This is a genomic window from Agrobacterium sp. InxBP2, assembly GCF_026191755.1.
Lineage (GTDB): Bacteria > Pseudomonadota > Alphaproteobacteria > Rhizobiales > Rhizobiaceae > Agrobacterium > Agrobacterium pusense.
Window position 1 is genome coordinate 243,301 of sequence record NZ_JAINDY010000029.1, and the last position, 22,975, is coordinate 266,275.

25 protein-coding genes are annotated in these 22,975 nt (G+C 60.6%); 14 read left to right on the top strand and 11 right to left on the bottom strand.

Features of this window, described 5'->3' with window-relative positions; genetic code table 11:
• Positions 1-2 precede the first annotated feature (2 nt).
• The 7 genes from K7A42_RS13735 to K7A42_RS13765 all read right to left on the bottom strand — a co-directional run bounded on the left by K7A42_RS13735 (position 3) and on the right by K7A42_RS13765 (position 6,541).
• Positions 3-899 carry a sugar phosphate isomerase/epimerase family protein gene (locus tag K7A42_RS13735; RefSeq protein WP_022562706.1) on the bottom strand — a complete coding sequence of 299 codons (897 nt, stop codon included), beginning with the start codon at positions 897-899 and terminating at the stop codon, positions 3-5.
• 46 nt (positions 900-945) lie between these two features.
• Positions 946-1,854 (bottom strand): sugar ABC transporter substrate-binding protein, encoded by a 909-nt coding sequence (locus K7A42_RS13740; protein WP_282455498.1) that lies wholly within the window; start codon positions 1,852-1,854, stop codon positions 946-948.
• A gap of 152 nt (positions 1,855-2,006) precedes the next feature.
• Positions 2,007-2,189, bottom strand: a complete 183-nt coding sequence (locus K7A42_RS13745; RefSeq protein WP_146617397.1) for a hypothetical protein — start codon at positions 2,187-2,189, stop codon at positions 2,007-2,009.
• A 275-nt stretch (positions 2,190-2,464) separates the two neighbouring features.
• Complete coding sequence (locus K7A42_RS13750; RefSeq protein ID WP_004445104.1) at positions 2,465-3,493, bottom strand: LacI family DNA-binding transcriptional regulator; 1,029 nt, start codon at positions 3,491-3,493, stop codon at positions 2,465-2,467.
• A 432-nt stretch (positions 3,494-3,925) separates the two neighbouring features.
• Positions 3,926-5,131, bottom strand: a complete 1,206-nt coding sequence (pcaF, locus tag K7A42_RS13755) for a 3-oxoadipyl-CoA thiolase (protein ID WP_037092252.1) — start codon at positions 5,129-5,131, stop codon at positions 3,926-3,928.
• Positions 5,132-5,141: 10 nt separating this feature from the next.
• Positions 5,142-5,837 (bottom strand): CoA transferase subunit B, encoded by a 696-nt coding sequence (locus K7A42_RS13760; protein ID WP_004445107.1) that lies wholly within the window; start codon positions 5,835-5,837, stop codon positions 5,142-5,144.
• Positions 5,834-6,541 carry a 3-oxoacid CoA-transferase subunit A gene (locus K7A42_RS13765; protein ID WP_004445108.1) on the bottom strand — a complete coding sequence of 236 codons (708 nt, stop codon included), beginning with the start codon at positions 6,539-6,541 and terminating at the stop codon, positions 5,834-5,836. The genes K7A42_RS13760 and K7A42_RS13765 overlap by 4 nt, the downstream gene beginning before the upstream one ends.
• Positions 6,542-6,679: 138 nt before the next feature.
• Between K7A42_RS13765 and K7A42_RS13770 the strand changes: the two genes are divergently transcribed.
• Positions 6,680-7,441, top strand: coding sequence for an IclR family transcriptional regulator (locus K7A42_RS13770; protein WP_072493007.1), 762 nt, complete (start codon positions 6,680-6,682; stop codon positions 7,439-7,441).
• On the opposite strand, the gene K7A42_RS13775 is transcribed toward K7A42_RS13770, so the two are convergent.
• Positions 7,411-8,334, bottom strand: a complete 924-nt coding sequence (locus tag K7A42_RS13775; protein ID WP_207589893.1) for a helix-turn-helix domain-containing protein — start codon at positions 8,332-8,334, stop codon at positions 7,411-7,413. The two genes, K7A42_RS13770 and K7A42_RS13775, sit on opposite strands and share 31 nt — an antisense overlap.
• A 117-nt stretch (positions 8,335-8,451) precedes the next feature.
• Here K7A42_RS13775 and pobA point away from each other — a divergent pair, with 117 nt between their 5' ends.
• A complete protein-coding gene (gene pobA, locus K7A42_RS13780) occupies positions 8,452-9,624 on the top strand; it encodes a 4-hydroxybenzoate 3-monooxygenase (protein ID WP_072493009.1) in 1,173 nt (390 codons plus the stop codon).
• 199 nt (positions 9,625-9,823) lie between these two features.
• Here pobA and pcaQ read toward each other — a convergent pair whose 3' ends face one another.
• Positions 9,824-10,765, bottom strand: coding sequence for a pca operon transcription factor PcaQ (gene pcaQ, locus K7A42_RS13785; RefSeq protein WP_282455403.1), 942 nt, complete (start codon positions 10,763-10,765; stop codon positions 9,824-9,826).
• A gap of 93 nt (positions 10,766-10,858) precedes the next feature.
• Here pcaQ and pcaD point away from each other — a divergent pair, with 93 nt between their 5' ends.
• From pcaD to aroQ, 11 genes are all read left to right on the top strand, one after another.
• On the top strand, positions 10,859-11,656 hold the full coding sequence (pcaD, locus tag K7A42_RS13790) for a 3-oxoadipate enol-lactonase (RefSeq protein ID WP_034496723.1): 798 nt from the start codon (positions 10,859-10,861) through the stop codon (positions 11,654-11,656).
• A gap of 3 nt (positions 11,657-11,659) precedes the next feature.
• The gene (gene pcaC, locus K7A42_RS13795) at positions 11,660-12,094 is read left to right on the top strand and encodes a 4-carboxymuconolactone decarboxylase (protein ID WP_004445114.1); all 435 of its coding nucleotides are present in this window, start codon (positions 11,660-11,662) and stop codon (positions 12,092-12,094) included.
• Positions 12,091-12,831 carry a protocatechuate 3,4-dioxygenase subunit beta gene (pcaH, locus tag K7A42_RS13800; protein ID WP_282455404.1) on the top strand — a complete coding sequence of 247 codons (741 nt, stop codon included), beginning with the start codon at positions 12,091-12,093 and terminating at the stop codon, positions 12,829-12,831. The genes pcaC and pcaH overlap by 4 nt, the downstream gene beginning before the upstream one ends.
• A 2-nt stretch (positions 12,832-12,833) precedes the next feature.
• Positions 12,834-13,454: a protocatechuate 3,4-dioxygenase subunit alpha gene (gene pcaG / locus K7A42_RS13805; protein WP_004445117.1), complete on the top strand. Its 621-nt coding sequence runs from the start codon at positions 12,834-12,836 to the stop codon at positions 13,452-13,454.
• Between the two features lie 68 nt (positions 13,455-13,522).
• Positions 13,523-14,611, top strand: coding sequence for a 3-carboxy-cis,cis-muconate cycloisomerase (locus tag K7A42_RS13810; protein ID WP_282455405.1), 1,089 nt, complete (start codon positions 13,523-13,525; stop codon positions 14,609-14,611).
• A 341-nt stretch (positions 14,612-14,952) separates the two neighbouring features.
• Positions 14,953-15,621: an amino acid ABC transporter permease gene (locus tag K7A42_RS13815; protein ID WP_282455406.1), complete on the top strand. Its 669-nt coding sequence runs from the start codon at positions 14,953-14,955 to the stop codon at positions 15,619-15,621.
• Positions 15,622-15,633: 12 nt separating this feature from the next.
• Positions 15,634-16,284: an amino acid ABC transporter permease gene (locus K7A42_RS13820; protein WP_004445121.1), complete on the top strand. Its 651-nt coding sequence runs from the start codon at positions 15,634-15,636 to the stop codon at positions 16,282-16,284.
• 42 nt (positions 16,285-16,326) lie between these two features.
• Positions 16,327-17,166, top strand: coding sequence for a transporter substrate-binding domain-containing protein (locus tag K7A42_RS13825; RefSeq protein ID WP_037092263.1), 840 nt, complete (start codon positions 16,327-16,329; stop codon positions 17,164-17,166).
• Positions 17,167-17,179: 13 nt separating this feature from the next.
• Entirely contained in the window at positions 17,180-17,941 is a 762-nt protein-coding gene (locus tag K7A42_RS13830) for an amino acid ABC transporter ATP-binding protein (protein ID WP_004445125.1), read from the top strand.
• Positions 17,942-18,145: 204 nt separating this feature from the next.
• Positions 18,146-19,015: a shikimate dehydrogenase gene (locus tag K7A42_RS13835; RefSeq protein ID WP_282455407.1), complete on the top strand. Its 870-nt coding sequence runs from the start codon at positions 18,146-18,148 to the stop codon at positions 19,013-19,015.
• Positions 19,012-19,455: a type II 3-dehydroquinate dehydratase gene (gene aroQ / locus K7A42_RS13840; protein WP_004445128.1), complete on the top strand. Its 444-nt coding sequence runs from the start codon at positions 19,012-19,014 to the stop codon at positions 19,453-19,455. Before K7A42_RS13835 ends, aroQ begins: the two co-directional genes overlap by 4 nt.
• On the opposite strand, the gene K7A42_RS13845 is transcribed toward aroQ, so the two are convergent.
• Positions 19,427-20,122, bottom strand: a complete 696-nt coding sequence (locus K7A42_RS13845) for a TetR/AcrR family transcriptional regulator (RefSeq protein ID WP_022562722.1) — start codon at positions 20,120-20,122, stop codon at positions 19,427-19,429. The genes aroQ and K7A42_RS13845 overlap by 29 nt on opposite strands.
• 121 nt (positions 20,123-20,243) lie before the next feature.
• Here K7A42_RS13845 and K7A42_RS13850 point away from each other — a divergent pair, with 121 nt between their 5' ends.
• The gene (locus K7A42_RS13850) at positions 20,244-22,145 is read left to right on the top strand and encodes a bifunctional sugar phosphate isomerase/epimerase/4-hydroxyphenylpyruvate dioxygenase family protein (RefSeq protein ID WP_280171350.1); all 1,902 of its coding nucleotides are present in this window, start codon (positions 20,244-20,246) and stop codon (positions 22,143-22,145) included.
• A 63-nt stretch (positions 22,146-22,208) separates the two neighbouring features.
• On the opposite strand, the gene K7A42_RS13855 is transcribed toward K7A42_RS13850, so the two are convergent.
• The gene (locus K7A42_RS13855; RefSeq protein ID WP_113731840.1) at positions 22,209-22,511 is read right to left on the bottom strand and encodes a putative quinol monooxygenase; all 303 of its coding nucleotides are present in this window, start codon (positions 22,509-22,511) and stop codon (positions 22,209-22,211) included.
• Between the last annotated feature and the right edge of the window lie 464 nt (positions 22,512-22,975).

Consider the following 22,975-nt stretch of genomic DNA (forward strand, 5'->3'; position numbering starts at 1 on the left):
CCTCATTTCCAGTATTTGGCGACATATCGCCGGGTTTCGCTGAGCATGAAACGCGCGCTTTCATCGACACGATCTTCCCAGGCAAAGACGCAATTCGACAGCACACCGTCGAATTTCATGTCGGCCAGCGTGGCGAAGAATATCTCCCAGTCGATCTCGCCCTGGCCGAAATCCGTGTGCTGGTGCACCCTGACTTTGGCGCCGGGCGGATTGACGATGTAGCGCAGCTGCGACGATTTGGTGTGGTCATAGGTATCGGCAAGGCGCACATGCACCAGATGACCTTCGGTCGCGCGCAGGTTGGCAACCATGTCCGGACCGTAAAAGAAGGTGTGAGGCGCGATGAAGGAGGCCTTTACCGCCTTGGAATTGATGGTCTTGATGATGTCGATGGCCGGCGCGATTTCCTCGATCCAGTCTTCGGGATGCGCCTCCAGCGACAGCACCAGCCCCTCCCGCTCGAGGATCGGCACCAGAACATCCATGGCGCGGAAGAACTGCGCTTCGCAGGTTTCCGGACGGTGCAGGCCGGACCGGTCGTTGAGGCTGCGCTCCGGCGAGCCTCCACGGCCGAATTCCGAAACGAACATCGGGCACTCCATCTCGACCGCAATCTCGATGGCGCGTTTCCAGTTGTCGATCGCTACCTCCCATTCGTCCGGATACGGGCTCGCCCAGCGATACATGGGCTGCAGCGTGGCAAGGCCGACGCCGTGATCCTTCAGGGCCTTTTTGAATTCGGCGACGCGCTCGGGATAGACCTTCGGTCGCGTCCACCAGGACAGAAAATCCGGACGGGGTGAAAGTTCGACATAGTCGTAACCGAGCTCTGCGACCTTGCGGCAGGTCTCGGCCAGCGAAAGATGCCGGAACATGTGGGGATCGAGCGTATGTTTCATGGCTGTTTCCAGTCGGTGGGATAAGGGACGGGGCCGAAGCCCCGGCTCATTTGGCATAGGCGGACATGTTTTCCGGCGTGACGAGTTCGAAGGGCACCCAGAGCGTCTTTTCGGTGCTTTGACCGGCAGCGGCCTTCACCGCCGTCTGAACGGAGACCTCGCCCTGCTTCGTCGCATTCTGGTAGACGGTGATATCGAGATCGCCCGCCTGCATCGCGGCAAGTCCGTCGGGTGTCGCGTCAATGCCGGCAATGACGACGTCCTTCATGGATACGCCCGCTGCCTTCAGCGCCTGCACGGCGCCAATCGCCATTTCATCGTTGTTGGCGATGACCGCATCGAACTGTATGCCCGCCGTCAGCCAGGAGGAAACGAGGTCCTGTGCCTGCGTGCGGCTCCAGTTCGCCGTCTGCTTTTCAAGGATTTCGATCTTGCAGTCCGGCTTGGAGAACACCGTTTCCACATCCTTGGTGCGAACCAGCGCCGCATGGTTTTCCAAAGGGCCCATCAGAATGACGGCCTTGCCCTTGCCGCCCATCAGCTTGCAGGCGGCTTCGGCTTCCATGGTGCCTGAATCAAGTTCGTTGGAGCCGACAAATGCCGTGCCGTCAGGCAGCCCGGTTTCCAGCTCAGCCGGCGGATGGTTCACATAGACAAGCGGAATTTTCGCAGCGGATGCGGCCTTGGTTATCGCCGAGGTAGCGTCACCATCGACGGCGTTGACGATGATCGCATCGACGCCATTGGCAATGAAGTTCTGCACCTGATTCAGCTGCCTTGAAGGATCGAGCTGGGCATCCTCGACCAGAAGCTCGATGGTCTTGTCGCGCCCGGCCTCGGCCCTTATGCCGTTGAGCAGGATCGTCAGAAACGGATTGTCGAAAGACGTCATCGAGACTGCAATTCGGGTCTCGGCCAGAGCCGGTGTCGCGAAGATACAGAGTGCCGTCGCCATCAATAGTTTTTTCAAGGTTTCCTCCCGCGGAAATCGCTGCTGATTGCATTGTCCAGTTTTTACCGTAGCCGGTCGTGCCCGGCTGCGGCGCGTCAGGCCCCTCCGGCGGCACTCCCCCGGGGAGCGCAGAAGCCGGCAGGCACGGCCATGGCTCAATTCCCGGCCTGATGGTTTTTGAGATCGGCCGGCCTTACCAGCTCGAAGAGCACGAAGACCCTCCTGTCTGCCGCATCGTTTCCGGCAGGTTTCAGCGCCATCGAAACTCCAACGGCCTGCACCGGCGCGCCCGTCGTCCGCATGGTCGCGAAGGCTGCATTGGCGAAATGTCTTTTCATCTCTTTCCCCTCCAAACCTTGAAAAGAACCGGCCGCACCATCGCGCTCGAAGCCGTCACGGCTTTCCGGAAAAAGCTGCCCCCGCGCCGCGAAGGAATATCCGCGGCGTCAAGCAACCCCGACGTAATCTCATGCTGTGAAGGTCGGCCTCCTGTCCGCTCCACAGGCAGGCAAGATTTCCTAGTCCGGTCACCACGTCAACGCGTCAGCAGCAGGCAAAACCATCAAGCATGATAGAAACGGGCGGACGCGATATGATGTAATCTATCAAACCATCAAAGGCTTTCAGGAACCCAGAGATGGGCAGGAAGGAAACGCTGTCCCGGCGTCTCCGCCATGCCATGTTCGATAGTGTGAACCATGGTTGCGATGAGATCGGCGCACAATTCGCGTAGCGGGGTCTGGAACACGCCGCTGATGCTGCCTTCCAGCAGTGCCTGGCGGGACACGGGGGTCAGTTCGTTGACAAGGCAGACAATGGGTTCCTGCCGCTTTTCGTGTTGAAGTGCCTCGATCACCCCTTCCATGCCGCCGCCCACGCAATAGATGCCGACGAGATCCCTGTGCTTGGCGATAGAGTCCATCACGAGCTCATAGGTTACGCGTCGCGTTTCCAGCGTGATCAGGGCATCCATAACCTCAAATTCCGGCGCATATTCACGCATGTAGCTGCGAAAGCCGGTTTCGCGCAGCGAATGACCATGAAACCGGTGACCACCAAGCAGCAGAAGCACCTTGCCCTTGCTGCGCGCCAGTCGTGAGATCATCCACGCCGCTGTGCGTCCCACCTTCATGCTGTTGACACCGAGATAAGCCTCCCGCACGCCCTGGGCAAAATCGGAAAGCAGCGAGAATGTCGGAATGCCCTTGATCTTCAATGCCTCGACGGCGGCCGTGACATCGTGGTGGTCCGGCCCGGTAGCGGCCACCGCCTGTACCCGGCCCTTCATGCCCATAAGCAGCGCCGCAAGCTCCGCCGGCTCACCGGATTGCGCAAATTCGATGCGCAGATTGACGTGGCGATCCCGGATGTTGCGCGCCGCAAGCTCCAGCTCGTCGGCAAAGGTCTGATAAAAGGCGTGCCGTTCCTTGCGCAGAATGATGCCAAGGCCATAGGAAGGCATATCCGCCAGCATGCGCTGACGAATGATGTTGGTGGCATGAAAGCCGATCTTCTCCGCGGCCTCGAACACACGCCGCGAGGTTTCCTCCCGCACCGGCAGGCGGCCGTTCAGCACCCGGTCGACCGTGGCGACGCTGACGCCGGCGGCCTTTGCAACATCGGTAATGGTCGGACGTTTCATGCGGGTGCCCCGTAGACGGAAAGACTCCTGTCATATCTCGCAAAACATGTCACGGATCATGATGGAATCCAACATGTGCAGAGGGATAAGAGCGTGGAGTACTTTATCAGGGAATAATCGACGGGGGCCTGCATCGCAGGGCCGGCTTGCTTGGCCCAGCACGCCTCCTCCCCTCATCTCTGTGCTTGTCACAGAGATTCAGCCAGCCCAAGTCCCTGGGCTGAGAGGAGTCTTCCGCCGCGTAGACGCGCGTCGGCTGGATTCCTGTGACAAGCACAGGAATGAGGGGGCTGGGATGTGTCAGAGCGAAAAAATCACCTGCCGAGTAACCTGAATGGCCACTGTCACACTAAGGAAGATGCGGCAGCGGGCATTCGTACCGGTTTACGGCGGCATTAGCACCGTTATCACGATGCTGAAGCCGTTATCCCGTCAAATCCGCTCCAGCGCGACGGCGATACCCTGCCCGACGCCGATACACATGGTGGCGAGCGCCAGCCGCTTGCCCGTCAAGGAAAGTTCGAGCGCCGCCGTGCCGGCGATCCGAGCACCGGACATGCCGAGCGGATGGCCGAGCGCGATGGCGCCGCCATTCGCATTTACCCGCGCATCGTCATCGGCAATGCCGAGCTGGCGCAGCGTTGCAAGGCCCTGACTGGCGAATGCCTCGTTCAGCTCGATCACATCGAGCTGTTCCTGCTTCAGCCCGAGCCGCGCCAGAAGTTTGGCGGAGGCCGGAGCCGGGCCGATGCCCATGACGCGCGGCGGCACGCCGGCAGCGGCGCCACCGAGGATACGGGCGATGGGAGTGAGGCCATATTTCTTCGCAGCCTCGGCTGACGCGATGATAAGCGCGGCCGCACCATCATTGACGCCAGACGCATTGCCCGCCGTTACCGTAGCGCCCTCGCGCTTGTTCACCGGCTTCAGCTTAGCCAGTGCTTCGAGGCTTGTGGCCCGCGGATGTTCGTCCTTCGAGACGACAAGTGGATCGCCCTTGCGCTGGGGGATCGTTACCGAAACGATTTCCCTGTCGAGACGGCCATTGGCCTGCGCATCCGCCGCCTTCTGCTGACTGCGTACGGCGAAGGCATCCTGATCCTCGCGCGAGACCTGATAATCGACCGCGACATTGTCACCGGTTTCCGGCATGGAATCGACGCCATATTGCGCCTTCATCAGCGGGTTGACGAAACGCCAGCCGATGGTGGTGTCGTAGATTTCGGCATTGCGCGAAAAAGCGCTCTCCGCCTTGGGCAGAACGAAGGGCGCTCGGCTCATGCTTTCGACGCCGCCGGCAATCATCAGCTCCGCCTCGCCCGATTTGACGGCCCGGGCGGCAGCAATGACGGCATCCATGCCGGAACCGCACAAACGATTGATGGTCGTTCCGGTTACCGACACCGGCAGGCCGGCGAGCAGCAACGACATGCGCGCCACGTTGCGGTTATCCTCACCCGCCTGATTGGCGCAGCCGAAGATCACATCCTCGACGGCTTCCCAGTCGATGGAAGGATTGCGTTCCATCAGCGCCTTCAGCGGCACCGCGCCGAGGTCATCCGCCCTTACGGAAGAAAGCGCACCGCCGAAACGGCCAATGGGTGTGCGGATGTAATCGCAGATATAGGCTTCGGTCATCGGTGTTTCCTCAAAGTTCCGGTGCAACGAGATCAGCAACCGTGCCATCCACATGAAGCGGCGCGCCGGTCATGGCCTGTAGCTCTTCAAACGTCATTGCCGGCAGTTTTTCACGCAGCACGAAGCGGCCATCAACCACGTCAATCACCGCGTGGCTGGTATAGATGCGGGTGATGCAGCCGACGCCGGTCAGCGGGAAGGCGCATTTCTCAACCAGCTTTGGCTCGCCATTCTTGGTCACATGTTCGGTGATGACGAAGACCTGCTTGGCCCCATGAACCAGATCCATCGCCCCACCGACGGCTGGCACACCCCTGGAGCCGACGCGCCAATTGGCGAGATCGCCATTCTGCGCCACCTGATAGGCCCCTAGGATCGCCACATCCAGATGTCCGCCACGCACCATGGCGAAGCTGTCGGCATGGTGGAAGAAGGCGGCGCCCGGTTTCAGCGTCACGGCCTTCTTGCCGGCATTGATGAGGTTCCAGTCCTCCTCACCTTCCGGCGGCGCTTCACCGAAATTCAGGATGCCATTTTCGGTATGGAAGATCGCTTGACGGCCGGGTGGCTGATAGCGCGCCACCATTTCGGGAAAGCCGATGCCGAGATTGACGTAGGCGCCATCTTCGATGTCCTGTGCCGCGCGCCATGCGATCTGGGCGTTGGAAAGCTTGATGTCTTCGCGGGTGTCGATGGTCGTGGTCATGCGTAGGCTACTCCCGCGCGAATGAGGACTTCTTCCTGTTGCGGATCGGAAATTTCCACGACGCCGTTCACGAAAATACCCGGCGTCACGACATGCTCCGGATCGATCTCGCCGGCGGCGACGATCTTCGAGACCTGCGCAATGGTGGTTTTCGCGGCCATGCACATCAGCGGGTTAAAATTGCGCCCGGCCTTGTTGTAGGTGAGGTTGCCATAGGTGTCGCCAAGCTCGGCCTTGACGATGGCAAAATCGGCCTTCAGCCAGCGCTCCTGCACGTAGGAGCGGCCGTCGAATTCCGCGATTACTTTGCCTTCTGCCAGTTCCGTGCCGAAACCTGTCGGGGTGTAGAAGGCCGGAATACCGGAACCGCCAGCGCGAATGCGCTCGGCAAGCGTGCCCTGCGGCACCAGCTCCAGTTCGATTTCGCCGGCCAGATAGCGATCGGTGAAGGCGCGCGGATCCGAAGAGCGCGGGAAGGAGCAGATCATCTTCTTGACCATGCCCGCATCGATCATCGCGGCGATGCCGATGCGGCCGTTGCCGGCATTGTTGTTGATGACGGTAAGGTCCTTCGGTCCCTTGTCGATCAGTGCGTGGATCAGCTCGATCGGCGCGCCGGAGCCGCCAAAACCGCCGATCATGATCGTCGCACCATCGCCGATGCCCGCAAGCGCCTCTTCCGCGCTCTTGATTGTCTTGTCCATTCTCAAAACCTCCATCCAGCCGAGCGGATGGACCGGCAGGGCTGCTTGGCCATGAGGTAAAGCTGAAATTGCCTCGACGGCAAGGATTTTGTGCGTTATATGATTTTTGTTCGTATATCGCACAAATGGAGCCTAGCCATGGCCGTCAGCGAAAGAGACATGATGGGCGGTCTCGCCAAGGGATTGCGCGTGATCGAAGCCTTCAGCGCCGAGCGGCCGCGGCTTTCCATCTCCGATGCCGCCGAGATCGCCGGACTGGACCGCGCCACCACACGCCGCTGCCTGCTCACGCTATCGGAGCTTGGTTATGCCGCCTATGACGGCAAATTCTTTACCGTCACGCCGAAGGTGCTGCGGCTCGGCACCGGCTGCCTCGCCACCATGCCGCTTCCCAAAATCGTCCAGCCGCTCATCGATCGCCTTTCGGAGGAGATCGGCCAGAGCACCTCCGTCTCTATCCTGGACGAAACCGAAATCGTTTATGTGGCCCGCGCCGCCCAGCAGCGGGTCATGTCCATTGCGCTGATGCCGGGGTCGCGCCTGCCCGCCTATTGCACCTCGATGGGCCGTGTTCTTCTTTCCGCTCAGCCGCCCGAACGCCAGCGCGACATTCTCGAAGCCTCCCGGCTGGTCGCCCGCACGGAAAAAACCATTACCGATATTCAGGCCTTGCTCACCGAAATCGAGGTGACCGGCCATCGCGGTTATGCGTTGATCGATCAGGAAGTCGAAATCGGCCTTCGCTCCATCGCCGTGCCGCTGAAAAGCGTGCGCGGCCAGACGGTCGCTGCGCTGAATGTCGGGCTCGCCGCCTCGGTCGCTTCGATGGATGATCTGGTGGAGCGATATTTGCCCGCACTTCTGTCCGTTCAGCGGGAACTGGCGAGAATGCTGGTCTGAAGCGGCATCTGCCGCGCGCCGGTATCGCCCATCTTGCGCTGCTCGGCGAGCCGCCAGGCGCGCGGCGTCATGCCGGTTTCCCGCCTGAAGAAGCGGTTGAAATAAGCGGGATCGGCAAATCCAAGACCCTCCGCGATCATCTGTACGCTGGAGACGGTGAAGACCAGTTCCTGCTGGGCGATCTCGATCTGGCGCTTGGCAATCAGCCGCTGCAGGCTGAGCCCGGAAACGGAACGGACAAGCCGGTTGAGGTGCGTTTCCGAAAGGCCGAGCTTCCTCGCATAAAAACCGGCTTTCTGCGGCTCGCGGATATGGCGGGCGATCAGTGACAGCAACCGTTCGAAACGTTGCTCCGCCAGGCCCTCACCGCTTGTTTCCAGAAGCGGCCGCGCCGCCCGTGAAAGAAGCGCGACGACGGTCGCAAGCTGGCCTTCTATCATCGCGTCGCGACCGATCTCACGGGCCTCATATTCCGCGGAAATCCGTTCGAACCCGCTGCGCACTCCTTCTCCATCGGCAAAATCCAGCAAGGGCAGAAGCACCGGTTGGGAGAAATTCCGCAGCAGAAGCGCCTGCACCGATGCCGGCAGCGCGCCCTGCAGCATGGTGACGATCACGCCGCCGATATCGCGGGAAAAACGGAAGCCGTGTTCGAAACCGGGTGGCACGATGATGGCGACCGGCGGGCGGATCGGCTCGATGCGGCCATCCAGCAAGGCATCGCCCTCGCCGCCAAAAATGTACAAGATTTGCAAAAAAGCAGAATGGCGATGCAGGCCGATTTCAAAGCGATGCAGACTGCTCCGCGAAAAAAGCGTCTCGCAATGGAAGCGAAAATCGCTGCCCTGCGCGGCTTCCTCACCATAGAGCCCTTCATTGGCAGTCACACGCATCTCATCCCCCTCCTGCGCCCGATGGTCGGATTGTGCAATTTACGGACCGGAAAGTCCATTGAGCTTCCGGCAACGCTTGGTCAATTTCTTGACCGGAGACAAGTTCGGGAGGAAACAATGCGTACACAGGTCGTCATCATCGGCTCCGGTCCATCGGGGCTGTTGCTTGGCCAGCTTCTGGCGAAAGCCGGTGTCGAGACCGTCATTCTCGACCGCGTCAGCAAGGAATACATTCTCGGCCGCGTCCGCGCCGGCGTGCTGGAAGAAGGCACGGTACAGCTCATGGAAAAGGCCGGCGCGGATAAGCGCCTGCGCCGCGAGGGTCTGCCGCATGACGGTTTTTCGCTGACCTTCGACGGTCGCGACCATCGTATCGATCTATTCGATCTGACCGGCGGCAAGCGTGTGATGGTCTATGGTCAAACGGAAGTGACCCATGACCTGATGGATGTGCGCGAAGCGGCCGGCCTCTCGACCATCTACGATGCATCTGATGTCGAGCCGCATGACTTCGATGGCGAAAGCCCTTATGTAACCTATCAGAAAGATGGCGTAACCCACCGGATCGATTGCGATTTCATTGCCGGCTGCGATGGTTTCCACGGGGTGAGCCGAAAATCCGTGCCGCAAGGCGCGATCAGGGAATTCGAGAAGGTCTACCCCTTCGGCTGGCTCGGCATTCTGGCCGAAGTGCCGCCGGTCAACCACGAACTCATCTACGCCAATCATCCGCGCGGTTTTGCGCTCTGCTCCATGCGCTCGCACACGCGCAGCCGTTATTACATTCAATGTTCGCTCGAGGACCGGCCTGAAGACTGGAGCGATGAACGTTTCTGGGATGAAATCCGCCGTCGCCTGCCGGAAAACCATGCGGATGCGATGGTGACCGGCCCCTCCTTTGAAAAATCGATCGCGCCGCTCCGTTCATTTGTCAGTGAACCAATGCGGTTCGGTCGGCTGTTTTTAGCGGGAGATGCCGCCCATATCGTGCCGCCAACGGGTGCCAAGGGCCTGAACCTTGCCGCCAGCGACGTACATTATCTGAGCGAGGCGCTGATCGAGTTTTATCGCGACAGGTCTGAGGCCGGCATCGACGCCTATTCGCAGAAGGCGCTTTCCCGCGTGTGGAAGGCGGTGCGCTTCTCCTGGTGGATGACGACGATGATGCATCGTTTTCCCGATACGGGGGATTTCGGCCAGCGCATTCAGGAGGCGGAACTGGATTATCTCGTCCAATCGCGCGCCGCTTCCACCGCGCTTGCGGAAAATTACGTGGGGCTTCCCTATTAGGGCTGCCCCAGACACGCGGCTTTTATCCCTACCGTTTCCACACCCGTCACCCCGGACCTGATCCGGGGTCCAGCTCGATCAAATCATTGATCGCAAAAAAGACTCTTTTCACGGCGCAGACGCGCCGTGGCTGGATTCCGGCTCCAGGCCGGAATGACGGAGGAGAGGTTCTCAGACTTTTCCGACCCTCACCCTCATCTCAAGAACCAGCCTCCGCCCTCCCATCCAGCAACTCGCCCGCCGCCTCACGTATGGCCTGCATCAACAGCGAAAGCGGCAGCGAGGGCTGTGTATCGGCCCGCACCGTCAGTCCCACCGGGCCGCTGGTATCGCCGGTCTCGACCGGCAGAATTTCGAGGATGCCATCGGCCACATCCGCCGCCACCACGCCCTCCGAGATGATCCAGATCGCGTCGCTGGTGCGCAGAAAGGCGCGGCCGAAGGCGTCGGATACGGTTTCGATGCGGATCGGCAGGGCCGGAACACCGTTGGCGATCAAAAACTGTTCCACGACAGGACCGATGACCGACTGCCGTGTGGGCATCAGCACCGGATATTCATGCAGGTGATCGAACACCGAAACACCGGGCGACAGAAGCGGGTGGCCAGCCCGCACCACGAAGCGCACCCTTTCCGAATAGAGATGCTCGAAGGAAAACCCGGCCATCTTCTGCGGCGCCGCGAGACGGCCGACGACGAGATCGAGATCGCCGACCCGCAGCTGCTCCAGCAGAACGGCGTTTTCGCCCGTCACGATCTTCACCGGGCTGCCGGTCTTTTCCGCCAGAAAACCGGCCATCGCCTTCGGCATGATGCGGACCGAAACCGTGGGCAGAGCACCCACCCGCACCGGGGAACCGGCGCGCGCCGCCTCCTGCGAAACCGAATCGACCGCCTGTCGCAACGCCGTCATCGTCGCGCCGGCGTGGCGCAGGAAAACCTCGCCGTAGCGGCTGATGCGAATGCCGCGACCTTCCCGGTCGAATAGCGAGACACCCAGGATCTCTTCCAGTTCGCGGATCGTTTTTGTCACCGCCGGCTGGCTGACATGCAGGATTTCGGCGGCGCGGATAACGCTTTTCTGCCGCGCAACCTCCACGAAGGTCTGCAGGTGGCGGAACTTGATACGCTGGTCGACCATCGCTCGTATAATCCAGTGGTTATGATTTTCATCGATAATGTCATTTTACTTAACCGGAACCCGCTTGCAATATCCCCGGCAGGAGGAGCCATCATGCATTTTCTGCGCTGCGGCGAGACCGTGATCCATTATCGCGTCAAGGGATTGGACAGCGGCAAGCCGGTCATCGCCTTCATCAATTCGCTCGGTACGGATTTCCGCATCTGGGATGCGGTGATCGAGGTGCTTGGCGATGACTATGCCTACGTGCTGCACGACAAGCGTGGCCACGGGCTTTCCGATATCGGTCGCCCACCCTATTCGATCGACGACCATGCCGGTGACCTGATCGCGCTGCTCGATCATCTCGGCGTGAAAAGTGCCGTCATCTGGGGACTGTCCGTCGGCGGCCTGATTGCCCAGGGGCTTTATGCCCGCCGGCCCGATCTCGTCCGCGCACTCGTGCTCAGCAATACCGCTCACAAGATCGGCACGGCCGACATGTGGAACGCCCGCATCGACAAAATCTCTGCCGATGGCCTCGGCTCGCTGGTCGATCCCGTCATGGAGCGCTGGTTCACGCCCGCCTTCCGCACGCCTGACAATGCCGCCTATGCCGGCGCACGCAACATGCTGTCGCAACAGCCGGAAGCCGGTTACAGCGGCACTTGCGCCGCCATCCGCGACGCGGATTTTACCGCGGCCGCCGGGCGCATTGCCGTGCCGACCCTTTGTATCGTGGGCGATCAGGACGGCTCGACACCGCCGGAACTGGTAAAGTCGCTGGCGGACCTCATTCCCGCAAGCCGCTTTGTAACAATCGCCGGCTGCGGCCACATTCCCTGCCTTGAACAGCCACTCGCCTACGCGCAGGCCGCGTGCATTTTTCTCAAGACCTTGCCGGAGCATTGACCGATGGCGGACCAGAACAACAAGAACGAACGTTTCGAACAGGGCATGAAGACCCGTCGCTCCGTGCTGGGAGATGCCCATGTGGACCGCGCCCAGACCGTGACGACGGGCTTCGACCAGCCTTTTCAGCAGCTCATTACCGAAGGCGCCTGGGGCACCGTCTGGTCCGGCAATCAATGGACGAAACGCGAGCGCTCGATGGTCACCATCGCCCTTCTTGCGGCGCTGGGCCAGGACGAAGAACTTGCCATGCATGTGCGCGCCACCGTCAATACCGGCGCAACCGAGGCGGATATTCGCGAGGCGCTGATGCACGTGGCGATCTATGCCGGCGTGCCTGCCGCCAATCATGCTTTCAAGATTGCCAAGCTTGCCCTGGCCAGCATGAAAGCCGATAGTTCCCTTGATAAAACTGGCGATGGGGAGGAGACGAAATGAGCAACCAGCCACCAGAAACCGGGCCTTTCTTCGCGCGCAACCGCGATATTCACCCGCTGGCCTATGCGCCCGGCTACAAGACCTCGATCCTGCGCTCGCCGCAACGCGCCCTGATTTCGCTTGAAGGAACCAAGAGCGAGATCACCGGTCCCGTTTTTGGCCATGGCATGCTGAACCCGCTGGATAACGACCTCATCCTCAACTATGCCCGCCCTGGTGAAATGCCTGTTGGACCGCGTATTCTCGTTCACGGCCGGGTGCTGGACGAGTGCGGTCGCGGCGTCGACGGCGCGCTGGTGGAATTCTGGCAGGCCAATGCCGGCGGTCGCTACCGCCACAAGAAGGAAAGCTACCTCGCGGCCATCGATCCGAATTTCGGCGGCGTCGGCCGCACGATCACCGACGAGAACGGCTATTACTGGTTCAAGACCATCCAGCCAGGCGCCTATCCCTGGCCGAACGGCGTCAATGACTGGCGGCCGGCCCATATCCATTTCTCCATCTTCGGTCACGGTTTCGCGCAGCGCCTCATCACCCAGATGTATTTCGAGGGCGATCCGCTGATCTGGAAATGTCCGATCGTCAAAACCATTCCGGACGAGGATGCGATACGGAGACTGATCGCGCCGCTGGACATGAATGCGACGCTGCCGATGGACATGCTGGCCTATAAGTTCGATATCGTGCTGCGCGGTCGCCGCTCCACCCTTTTCGAAAACCGCATGGAGGGCAACTGACCATGGTTCAGCCGCTCAACTATTTCAAGGAAACCGCCTCACAGACGGCAGGGCCCTACGTGCATATCGGCTGCACACCCAATTTCGTCGGCATCGAAGGCGTGTTCGAGAAGGATCTCGGTTCCGGCCCGCTTTATAACGACAAGGCCCGCGGCGAGCGCATCAGCGTGCGCGGCACGGTCTATGACGGCGCCGGCATGCCGCTCAAGGATGCGCTGATCGAGATATGGCAGGCCGATACCGACGGCTATTACAACAGCCCGAGCGAAACGCGCGGCAAGGCCGATCCGAATTTCATCGGCTGGGGCCGCTCGCCCGGTGACATGGATACGGGCGAATTCGTCTTCGAAACCATCAAGCCCGGCTCGGTGCCGTTCCGCGACGGTCGGCCGATGGCGCCGCACATCACCTTCTGGATCGTCGCGCGCGGCATCAATATCGGCCTGCAGACCCGTATGTATTTCCCGGAAGAACAGGAGGCCAATGCCGCCGATCCCGTTCTCGCCCGCATCGAGCAGAAGAGCCGCATCGCCACGCTTGTCGCCAAAAAGGAAGAAGGCAACGTCTATCGTTTCGATATCCGTCTGCAGGGCGAAGGCGAAACCGTGTTTTTCGATATCTGACGCATATCGCGCAAAAGTGTGCAGCGGTTTTGCGACAACGATATGCGCAAAAGAAAGCGAGACGGACAATGAGCCTTTCCCCCTTCGAGCACCCTTTCCTCTCAGGCCTTTTCGGCGACAGCGAAATCGTCGAGCTGTTTTCGGCAAGGGCGGATATCGACGCCATGATCCGTTTCGAAGCGGCGCTGGCGGAGGCGGAGGCGGAGGCTGGCATCCTTGCGGATGAGGTGGCACAAGCGATTGTCTCAGGCCTGTCGGACTTTGCCGCCGACATCACCGCCCTTCGCCACGGCGTCGCAAAGGATGGCGTTGTGGTTCCCGAACTCATCCGGCAGATGCGGGCGGCCGTCGCCGGCAAGGCAGCGGACAAGGTGCATTTCGGCGCGACCAGCCAGGATGTCATCGATACCAGCCTGATGCTGCGGCTGAAAATGGCGGCGGAAATCATCGCCATGCGGCTCGGGCGTCTCGTCGATACGCTGGGAGATCTCGCCTCCCGCGACGGCCATAATCCGTTGACGGGCTATACCCGCATGCAGGCCGCGATCGACATCACGGTCGCCGACCGGGCGGCAAGCTGGATTTCACCGCTGGAGCGCCATCTGCTGCGGCTCCAGAGCTTCGCGCAGACCGGTTTCGCCCTGCAATTCGGCGGCGCGGCCGGCACGCTCGAAAAGCTCGGTGACAATGCCGCAGCCGTGCGCATCGATCTGGCAAGGCGCCTCGGCCTTGCGGATCGGCCACAATGGCAAAGCCAGCGCGACGGCATCGCCGAATTTTCCGGTCTGCTTTCGCTGATCACGGGCACGCTCGGCAAGTTCGGGCAGGACATCGCGCTCATGGCCGAACTCGGCACGGAAATCCGCCTCTCCGGAGGCGGCGGTTCCTCGGCCATGCCGCACAAACAAAACCCGGTCAATGCCGAAACGCTGGTGACGCTCGCGCGCTTCAATGCCGTGCACATATCGGCGTTGCACCAGTCGCTTGTGCACGAACAGGAAAGGTCCGGCGCGGGCTGGATGCTGGAATGGCTGTCGCTCCCACAAATGGTGACGGCAACGGGAGCCTCGCTGCTGATCGCCGAGCGGTTGGCGGGGCAGATAGACAGGTTGGGCGCAGGCGAAAACGAGCCTCAGGGCGATCGCCATCTTCCATAGACCAGGGTTTCCAGGAACTACCAGACGGGCGGCCGGTGGCGACATGGTGACGTGCGGAAAGCGCTTGCGCTCCTTTGCATTAGCCATTGATAAAAAAGACTTTATCGGGAATTTCAAAAAACAAAAAAACAGCGGCGACGCCGCTTTTTAACCGGATATGACGCTTGACACAAAAATGAACTAACTGGTACAAACATTAAGATTAACGAGACGCCGCCGACAAGGGTTCGAAGCCCGCAGCGGCAAAAATCGACAAATGGAGGGCTTTGGCGCCGCACGGTTCCAGAGCGATGCGGACAAGGCGCAAAGCCTGTCCGGACCCGAAGGGGTTGGGAGGAAGAATGTCTTACAGTCTCGATTTCTCAGCGGTCATAGACCGGCTGCCCGAGCTGCTTTTAGCCTGTCTGGCGACGATCGGCCTTGCCATTGCCGGCATGTCGCTTGCCACCGTCATCGGGGTTCTCGGGGTTGTCGCCCGACGCTCGCGTTTCAGGCTGCTGCGCGGCATCGTCATCGCCTTTGTGGAAGCCATCCGCAACACGCCGTTTCTGGTGCAGATATTCTTCATCTTCTTCGCCCTGCCGCAGATCGGCATCAAGCTCAATCCCACCGTCACCGCCATCATTGCGCTGGCCCTGAACGGTGGCGCCTATGCCATTGAAATCATTCGGGGCGGGGTCGATTCCATCCCCAGGGGCCAGGTGGAAGCGGGCCTCGCGCTCGGCCTGCACCGGGCGCAGATCTTCCGCCATATCATCCTGAAGCCGGCGTTGCGCGCGGTCTATCCGTCACTCACCAGCCAGTTCATCATGCTGACGCTGACGACGTCGGTCTGCACTTCGATCGCCGCTTACGAGCTGACTTCGGTCGCGCAGAAGATCGAGGCGGATACGTTCCGGTCCTTCGAGGTCTATTTCTCGATCACGCTGCTTTATCTCGTCATTTCCTCGCTGATGATGGCCGTCTTCTCGCTCATCTCCCGCCTTTCCTTCAGCTATCCGGTCAAGTGAGGAGAAAAGACAATGGCATCCATCGGTCCCAACGAACTCTTCTTCCTGCTGCAGGGCCTGAAATGGACCCTTGCGCTGACCATCATCGGCTTTATCGGCGGCGGCATTTTCGGCCTTTGCGTGGCGCTCGCGCGCGTTGCGGACAGCCCGGCAATCCAGCGGGCAAGCACGGCCTACATCGCCATCTTCCAGGGCACGCCGCTCCTGATGCAGCTTTTCGTCGTTTATTACGGCGTGGCGCTCGCCGGCCTCAATGTCGATGCCTGGATCGCCGTTGCCATCGCCTTCACGCTGCATGCCAGCGCCTTCTTGGGTGAAATCTGGCGCGGCGGCATCCAGGCCGTGCCGAAAGGGCAGACGGAAGCGGCCAATGCGCTCGGCCTGCATTACGTCTCACGCATGAAGGATGTGATCCTGCCGCAGGCCCTCAAGATTTCACTGCCGGCCACCATCGGTTTCCTCGTGCAGCTCATCAAGGGCACCTCGCTTGCGGCGATCGTGGGTTTCGTCGAGCTCTCCCGCGCCGGACAGATCGTCTCCAACCAGACGTTCCGCCCGCTCACCGTCTTCGCCCTCGTCGGCATCATCTATTTCCTGATCTGCTGGCCGCTCTCCCTGTGGGGCGCCGGCGTCGAAAAGCGGCTGCAGGCCGCGTCCCGTTAAACGTCAAAACCATCTCATCAGCTTTGTAAGGAGGAGCAAAAGATGAAAACCACCAGCATGAAATTCTCGCGTCGCGCCCTGCTCGCGCTCGCCGCGGCAACGGTTGCGCTGCCTTTCGTGACACCGGGCAATGCTTTCGCCGGGACCGTTGAAGAGGCAAAGGCCAAGGGCAAGGTCGTCATCGGCATTCAGGGTGACAATTCGCCCTGGGGCTTCGTGAATTCCAGCGGCGTGCAGGATGGTCTCGATGCCGATATCGGCAAGGCCTTCGCGGACTATCTCGGCGTCAAGGCCGAGTTCGTGCCGCTCGCCGTCGCAAACCGCATCCCGGCGCTGCTGACCGGCAAGGTCGACGTGCTCTTCGCCACCATGGCCATGACCGCCGAGCGCGCCAAGAGCATTCAGTATTCGAAGCCCTATGTCGGCAACGTGTTTTCCGTCTATGCCCCCAAGGACAAGAAGATCGCCGGTTACGATGATCTGACCGGCATCAATGTCGGCGTGCCGAAGTCGAGCGCCATGGACACGGCGATTACTGCCGGTGCCGGCTCCAAAGCCAATATCCTGCGCTTCGATGACGACGCCGCCAATATTCAGGCGCTGATATCGGGCCAGGTCGAAGCCGTGGGCGGCAACATGTTCTACGGCGACCGGCTGAACAAGGCTGCCGAGGGCAAGTACGAATCAAAGTTCGAACTGACGACCATGTATAACGGCGCCGGCACCCGCCCGGGCGAGAAGGACTGGAACGAAACCATCAACGCCTTCCTCGACAAGATCAAGTCGGATGGTCAGCTCGCCAAGATTTACGACAAATGGATGAAGCGCGAAGTGCCGGCCTTCCCGGACAGCCTTCCCGACATCCCCTTCACCGTGAAGTAATCCGGAGGTTTCCATGCCGCAATCCGCCGCCGCACAGGTTCCGCTTATCGCCCTTGAAGGGGTCGGAAAGTGGTATGGAGCCTACCACGCGCTTAAAAATGTCAATATGACGGTTCGCAAGGGCGAGAAGATCGTTCTTTGCGGCCCGTCCGGTTCGGGCAAATCCACCCTCATTCGCTGCATCAACCATCTGGAGGAGATCCAGGAGGGCAAGATTACGGTGGAGGGAACCATGCTTTCGGATTCCAGCCGCGCCATCGATGCGGTTCGGCGCGAAGTGGGCATGGTGTTCCAGAGCTTCAATCTCTTCCCGCACAAGACCATCATGGAAAACTGCACGCTGGCGCCCATGCGGGTGAAAGGCCTGTCGAAGGCCGATGCGGAGGCGACGGCACGCAAATATCTGGAGCGCGTGCGCATTCTCAACCAGGCCGACAAGTACCCCGCCCAGCTTTCCGGCGGCCAGCAGCAGCGCGCGGCGATTGCGCGGGCGCTGTGTATGGAACCGAAGGCGATGCTGTTCGACGAACCGACCTCGGCCCTCGATCCGGAAATGGTGAAGGAAGTGCTCGACACCATGATCGGTCTTGCCCGCGACGGCATGACGATGATCTGCGTGACGCATGAAATGGGTTTCGCCCGGCAGGTGGCCGACCGCGTGGTCTTCATGTCGGAAGGCGAGATCATCGAGGAAGGCCCCCCGGAGGAATTCTTCCGCGATCCCAAGCACCAGCGTACCCGCACGTTCCTTGGCGAAATTCTCGCCCATCATTGAGGTTCGCGCTCCGCGGGGGAATTCTTGGCGACCTCCCGCGCAGAGACAGCGTCATCCCCGGGACAGGCCCGGGGATCCATGGAGCCAGCGGATGACAGATCCCCGGGATCAGGCCCGAGGATGACGACGGCGAGGTTTCAACACCTCGCCAGCAACCCGAAGGCAGGCGATGCCCGCCGCCGAACAGATGAACGACCCGAGATCATGACAGACAAAACCGCATTCAAGGTCGGCCTGATAGGCGCCGATATCCAGCTATCCAAGTCACCCGCGCTGCATATGCGCGAGGGAGCAGCCCATGGTCTCGACTATTCTTATGAGCTGGTGGATGTCTCCGCACGCAAATTGCCCCTGAGCGCCCTTCCCGATCTGCTCGATGAGCTGGAGGCGCGCGGTTTTGCCGGCACCAATATCACCCATCCGTTCAAACAGGCCGTCATCGCGCATCTGCACGAACTTTCTGACGACGCCCGCATGCTTGGAGCGGTCAATACCGTCGTCTTCCGCGACGGCCGCCGCATTGGCCATAACACGGACTGGTACGGCTTTTACGAAAGCTTCGTGCGCGGCCTGCCGGATGCAAAGCGTGATCGGGCGCTGCTGGTCGGCGCAGGCGGCGCCGGTGTGGCTGTCGCCCATGCCGCCCTGAAGCTCGATATTATGAGACTCGATATTTTCGATCGCGATTTGCCCCGGGCCGAGCGCCTGGCGAGCGAACTCAACGACCGGTTCGGAGAAGGGCGCGCCTTTGCCGTTCGCGACCCGGCCGCTTCCCTGCCCTTTGCCGATGGCCTGATCCACGCCACGCCAATGGGCATGCCCGCCCATCCCGGCATGCCGGTTTCGGCCGCCCTGATCGAACAGCGACACTGGGTGGCCGATATCGTCTACATGCCGCTCGTGACCGAGTTGCTGGCGACGGCGGCGAAAAAGGGCTGTCGCACCCTGCCCGGCGGCGGCATGACGGTGTTTCAGGCCGTTGGCGCATTCCGCCTCTTCTGCGCCCGCGAGCCGGACGCTGCGCGCATGACCGCACATTTCACCGAGCTGTGCATGGCGGAGGGGGTGGCATGAGTCTTTTCACCATCCTCAACGGCCCGAACCTCAACCTGCTCGGCCAGCGCCAGCCGGAAATCTACGGCTATGAAACGCTCGCCGATATCGAGTCCCGTTGCCGCGGGATCGCAGAAACCGCCGGCCACGAACTGTTTTTTGCCCAGAGCAACCGGGAATATGAGCTGATCGACTGGGTTCACGAAGCCCGCGGCAAATCCGCAGGCATCGTCATCAACCCCGGCGCCTTTACCCATACGTCGGTGGCCATCCTCGATGCGCTCAATGCCTTTGAAGGGCCGGTGATCGAGGTTCACATTTCCAACATCCACAAGCGCGAGGTCTTCCGGCACCACTCCTATGTCTCGACCCGCGCCGAAGGCGTGATCGCCGGCCTCGGCATCGAAGGTTATGACGTGGCGCTGCGCCACCTCATCGGCCGTCTTTCGCGCTCGTCGTGATATGGGCGGGCGTCAGCACATAACGCAGCACCATGTCGCTGACATGCCGCGACAATGTTTCCTGTCCCGCATCGGTGAACAGGCTGTCGCCGAAGATGAACGAGAACGTCGTGACATTCGAGACGTTGAAAAAGGACAGCGCGCTGATCTGCCAGTGCAATTCCAGCGCATCGATGCCCTCGCGGAAGACGCCGCTCTGCTGGCCTCGCAGCAGCACGCTTTCCAGCGCATCGATGGCCGGACGGTTGAGCTGGCGGATCGTTTCGGAGGACTGCATGTGCCGGCCGTGATGGATGTTCTCGATCATCACCATGCGAATGAAAGCGGGATTGCGCCGGTGGTGATCGAAGGTGAACCGACAGAGCTTGTCGAGCGCCGCAGCCGGTTCCAGATCATCGAGTTCCAGATCGCTCTCGCCGCCGCGCACCTTGGCATAAGCCTCCTCCAGAACGCGCTGGTAGAGGCTCTCCTTGTCAGTGAAATAATAATAGATCATGCGCTTGGACGTGCGCGTGCGCGCCGCTATTTCATCGATGCGGGCGCCGGAGAGGCCGTTTTGCGAAAACTCTTCCATGGCCACCGAAAGAATGTCGCGGCGAACCCCTTCCGGATCACGCTTCGCCTGCCGGCTTTCTCGGGTCGCGTTCAAAGTCGCAGTTTTGGTCATCATCCATTCCATCGGTGGGGCGGCGGCCTGCGGTCACGCCCTGCTTATTAACCAATCAGTACATAAGGCTGAAAAGGAAGGCAATATGGCGAGCTATGACACAGCAGGACACGGCATGCCAATGCGCACATCCATTGCAACCGTATCGATCAGTGGCGAATTCCCCGAAAAGCTGGCGGCGATCGCCAAGGCCGGTTTTTCCGGCGTGGAGATTTTCGAAAACGATTTCCTGACCTATGACGCCTCCCCGCGCGAGGTAAAGGCACTGGCTGCCGACCACGGACTTGATATCACCCTGTTTCAGCCGTTCCGCGATTTCGAGGGCATGCCGGAGCCGCACCGCGCCCGCGCCTTCGAGAGAGCGCAGCGGAAATTCGACATCATGGGCGAACTCGGCACAGATCTGATGCTGATCTGCTCAAATGTCTCGCCGGTCTCGCTCGGCGGCATAGACCGCGCCGCCGCCGACTTCCATCAGCTGGGCGAACTTGCCGCAAAACATGGCGTGCGCGTGGGTTACGAGGCGCTTGCCTGGGGCCGTCACATCAGCGATCACCGCGATGCCTGGGAAGTGGTGCGCCGTGCCGACCACGCCAATGTCGGCATCATTCTCGACAGTTTCCACACGCTGTCGCGCAAGATCGATCCCAATTCCATCCGTTCCATTCCCGGCGACAAGATTTTCATCGTCCAGCTGGCCGATGCGCCGCTGATCGACATGGACCTGCTCTACTGGAGCCGCCATTTCCGCAACATGCCGGGAGAAGGCGATCTGCCTGTCGTGGATTTCATGCGCGCCGTGGCTGCAACCGGTTATAGCGGCCCGCTGTCGCTCGAGATCTTCAATGACCAGTTCCGCGGCGGCTCGGCCCGGCTGCTCGCGGAGGACGGCCACCGCTCGCTCGTCAACCTGATGGATCAGGTGCGCCGTCTTGAGCCGGATATCAGAATCGACGTGCCCGCCATGCCGGACCGGGTTGAGACGCGGGGCGTGGAGTTCGTGGAATTCACCACGGCGCCGGAAGAAAAGATCAATCTGGAGGCGCTGCTCGCCACGCTCGGTTTCGAGAAAACCGCACATCACCGCAATCGCGATGTCGACCTCTACACCCAGGGCGATATCCGCATCGTCATCAATACCAGTGATGGCGGCGACAGTTTCGCCGGGGCGTCCTATTCCATCCACGGCACCAATGCCTATGCATTCGGCCTCAAGGTCGATGACGCCAAAGCGGCGCTGGCGCGTGCTGAAGCGCTGGGTGCGCCCACCTTCGCCGAGCCGCGCAAGACGGGCGAAGTCGCCGTCCCGGCCATTCAGGGCGTGGGCAACGGTGTCATTTATTTCCTCGACGATTCGCCGGCGCTTGCTTCCATCTGGGACAATGAGTTTGCGACAGTCGGCGACAATAAACGAGCTGGCGATGCCGGGCTTAAGAGGATCGATCATCTTGCGCAAACAACGCATTACGATGAAATGCTGACGTGGCTTCTGTTCTACACCTCGCTGTTTTCTACCCGCCGCACACCGATGATCGATGTGGTCGATCCGGGCGGGCTGGTGCGCAGCCAGGCGATTGAAAGCGTACCCTCACCGCATTTCCGCCTGACCATGAACGGTGCCGACAATCGCAAGACCTTCGCCGGCAAATTCCTGGCTGAAGGTTTCGGCACCAGCATCCAGCACATCGCCTTCGCCACCAACGATATTTTCGCGACGGCCAAGGCGATGCAGGCGCGCGGTTTTCAGGCCCTGCCGATCTCGCGCAATTATTACGACGATCTGGAAGCCCGTTTCGGTCTGGAGCCGGAATTTTCCGATGCGCTCAGAGCGGCAAGCATCCTTTATGACCGCGACGACAATGGCGAATATTTCCAGATCTACAGCCGCACCTTCGGCGAAGGATTCTTCTTCGAAATCATCGAAAGGCGCGGGGCTTACGGCGGTTATGGCGCCATGAACGCCCCCTTCCGCATCGCCGCGCAACGCCGCCTTGCGCCGCCGGTTGGCATGCCGAAGGAATAGGTCTCGGCAGCGAAATCCGAACAGGCTGCAGCCGGCAGGAATGCCGCTGCGGCCTGTTCTCATTTATTCCAATGTCGTTATCTCGTAATCACGTGGAATGGCGGAGGTCGCCATAAACCACTCCGACGCCCGCGTCCGCTGCTGATGAAAATCAAAGGCGGCACGATCGGCAAAAAGCTCCTCAACCCGCCAGATCAGGGGATCGTCTGTCTCGGATACCCCGAAGGAAATGCAGCCGGGTTCCTCTCTCGTCAGACGAAGATGTTCAGGAAGGTGGCGCCGGACCAGTTCGACATCATCCTTGGTCAAGCATCGTAGAAAACCCCTCAGCCTGACTGCGCCCGCCCTATTGTTCATGCACGGCATTCCATTCCTCTTCGTTCTTCTCAGCGTTTTTAGTGGCGCTACACGCGGAATACACGCCTCTTTGCGAAGCATTGTGCAGGAACACGCGCTCAAAATCGGTGCATATGCGTATTTGTAGAGCAGTACACAAAAATTGTTCAACACTATGGACATGATTGTTCTGTTTTGTTAGCTTTTTCCATAAAACAAGGGCGGGGGAGAATAAGGTTTCATGCGCATTGTCGAATTGGCATCCGGCGTTTCGCGTCGGGTGGCTGCCATGGGTGTAACCGGCACGGCTGCGGCGGCACTGCGGCTATTAATGCGGGGCATCGATTGTCGCGCGGCTCCCTGTGAAAAAGCATCCTGAAGATGCGATCTCACCCGACATTTTCGATATTCCCGCCCGGCGTTGCGCGTAGCTCGCCTGCCCATCGCCCTTTTCCTTTTCCAGACCACCGCGCCGCTTCACCGGCGCAGGCCAC